The sequence below is a fragment of the Dietzia sp. HMSC21D01 genome (assembly GCF_001815995.1).
GTDB classification, from domain to species: domain Bacteria; phylum Actinomycetota; class Actinomycetes; order Mycobacteriales; family Mycobacteriaceae; genus Dietzia; species Dietzia cinnamea.
In genome coordinates, this window is sequence record NZ_KV824129.1 from 1 (window position 1) to 2,392 (window position 2,392).

Sequence of the window (2,392 nt, forward strand, 5' to 3'; positions counted from 1 at the left end):
GCCCCGCTCGCGGGCCCCGACACCGGTCGCTGGCTCGACCTGGCCGCCGGCCCGGGCGGCAAGGCGGTGATGTTGGGCGCGCTCGCGGAGATCGAGGGCGGGACCCTCACCGGCGTCGAGGTGTCGCCGCACCGGGCCGACCTCGTGCGGGAGGCCACACGGGACCTGCCGGTGACCGTACACACGGCCGACGGGCGGGATCCCGGGCTCGAGCCCGGCTTCGACCGCGTGCTCCTCGACGCACCGTGCTCGGGGTTGGGTGCACTACGTCGTCGCCCGGAGGCGCGCTGGCGCAAAACCGCGGCGGACATCCCGGGACTGGTCGCGCTGCAGCGCGAGCTGCTCGACTCGGCTCTGCGGCTGGTCCGCCCGGGGGGTGTGGTGCTGTACGCGACGTGCTCGCCGCACCTGTCGGAGACGGTGTCGGTGGTCCGGGAGGCGGCACGCCGGGACGACGTGGACACCCTCGACGTGAGGGAGATCCTCGCGGGCATCGGGACCGGGTTCGGCGAGGGCGGCGCACACGCGGCGGCGGGGGAGGGCCCGTGGGTGCAGTTGTGGCCGCACCGGCACGGCACCGATGCGATGTTCATGGCCGCGTTGCGACGGAGGCACGCTGCGTGACGAGACCCGGTTCGTCTCGCACGGGGTGGACTGTGCTGCCTGGATCTACCGTCCGGATGCGCTGGCCGGTGACCCTACCGAAGGGGCCCCGGCGATCGTCATGGCCCACGGGTTCGGATGTATCCAGGACCTGCGTCTGCCCGCGTACGCCGAACGGTTCCGCGACGCGGGGTTCGTGGTGGTGGTCTTCGACTACCGGCACTTCGGGGCGAGCGGCGGGTCTCCCCGTCAACTGCTCGACATCCGCCGCCAGCTGGACGACTGGCGGGCCGCGCTCGCCTTCACCCGCGTGCGCTGCCCGCGGTGGACCGGGACCGCGTCATCGCGTGGGGCACGTCGTTCTCCGGAGGGCACGTCCTCACCCTCGCCGGGACGGGGGAGCGGTTGGCAGGGGTCGTCGCCCAGGTGCCCCATGTCAGCGGCCCGGCCGCTGTGCGGGCGACGGGCCTCGCCGCCGCACGCCGGCTCGCCCCGGCCGTCCTCGACGACCTGTGGCGCTGGATGCGGCAGCGGGAACCGCGCTATGTCCCTCTCGTCGGTCGCCCGGGGGACACGGCGGTCATGACGAGCCCCGACGCCGATCCCGCCGTCGACCGGCTGGTGGCCGACTCGGGGGTACGCCGTACCGATTTCCGCGACGACGTCGCCGCGCGGATCCTGGCGCGGATCGGTTTCTACTCGCCGATACGCCGGGCCCGCCGGATCACCTGCCCCACGCTGGTACAGATCGCGACCGGGGACGCCATCACCCCCGCGGCGACCGCACGCCGGGCCGCGGAGCGGATCCCGCGCGGCCGGTATCTGGAGTACCCGTGCGAGCACTTCGACCCCTACGTCGACCCGCACTTCGAGAAGATCGTCGCGGACCAGCTGGAGTTCTGCCTGTCGCTGACGGGCCCGACCGCCTGACCCACGGGCGCGGTGACGCTCCCCGCCGTCGGCCGGCCCCGGAGCGCGCCCGCCTAGACTGGATGCCATGTCGTACCAGCCGCTCATCGCGCCGTCGATCCTGTCCGCCGACTTCGCCCGCCTGGACCGTGAGATCGAGCGCATCCCGTCCGCCGACTGGATCCACGTGGACGTCATGGACGGTCACTTCGTCCCCAACCTGTCCTTCGGGGCGCCGGTGGCGAAGGCGGTGGGCCGGGTGACGGACACGTTCATGGACTGCCATCTCATGATCGAGAACCCGCTGCGCTGGGTGGCCGACTACGTGGACGCCGGCGCCGCGAACGTGACGTTCCATCTCGAGGCCGCCGACGACCCGGTGGCGGTGGCCGACCTGCTGCACGCCAAGGGCAGCCGGGCCGGCGTGTCGATCAAGCCGGGGACGCCCGCCGAGATGTGCTTCGAACTCCTCGAACACGTGGACCTGGTGCTCGTGATGAGCGTCGAGCCGGGCTTCGGCGGTCAGAAGTTCATGCCGGAGATGCTGGACAAGGTCCGCGCCCTGCGGGCCGAGATCGACCGCCGCGGCCTGGACGTGCTCATCCAGATCGACGGCGGAATCGATGCCGACACGATCGGGGAGTGCGCGGCCGCCGGGTGCGACGTGTTCGTGGCCGGATCCGCGGTCTACGGCGCGCCGGACCCGGACGCGATGATCGGGACCCTGCGCGACCGGGCACTCGCCGCGCGGACGTGAGCGTGCCCCTCGACGGCGCGCCCGGCCGGGAACGCCACGCCCTGACCGAGGCGATCGCGGTCTCCCGGTCCGCTCTCGGCGTGAGCACTCCCAACCCGCCTGTCGGCGCAGTGGTGCTCGACG

The 2,392-nt window shown here is 73.0% G+C and carries 3 protein-coding genes; all 3 read left to right on the forward strand.

The window, feature by feature from the left end; genetic code table 11:
- A partial coding sequence (locus tag HMPREF3086_RS16370; protein ID WP_371441679.1) for an RsmB/NOP family class I SAM-dependent RNA methyltransferase occupies window positions 1-624 on the forward strand: 624 nt, incomplete at its 5' end.
- A 303-nt stretch (window positions 625-927) separates the two neighbouring features.
- Complete coding sequence (locus tag HMPREF3086_RS19975) at window positions 928-1,533, forward strand: alpha/beta hydrolase family protein (RefSeq protein ID WP_311200404.1); 606 nt, start codon at window positions 928-930, stop codon at window positions 1,531-1,533.
- Window positions 1,534-1,600: 67 nt separating this feature from the next.
- On the forward strand, window positions 1,601-2,269 hold the full coding sequence (rpe, locus tag HMPREF3086_RS16380; RefSeq protein WP_070722970.1) for a ribulose-phosphate 3-epimerase: 669 nt from the start codon (window positions 1,601-1,603) through the stop codon (window positions 2,267-2,269).
- The last annotated feature ends 123 nt before the right edge of the window (window positions 2,270-2,392 follow it).

Coding starts and splice junctions, on each gene's coding strand:
- rpe (WP_070722970.1), top strand. CDS start 1,601: ATGTCGTACCAGCCGCTCATCGCGCCGTCGATCCTGTCCGCCGACTTC.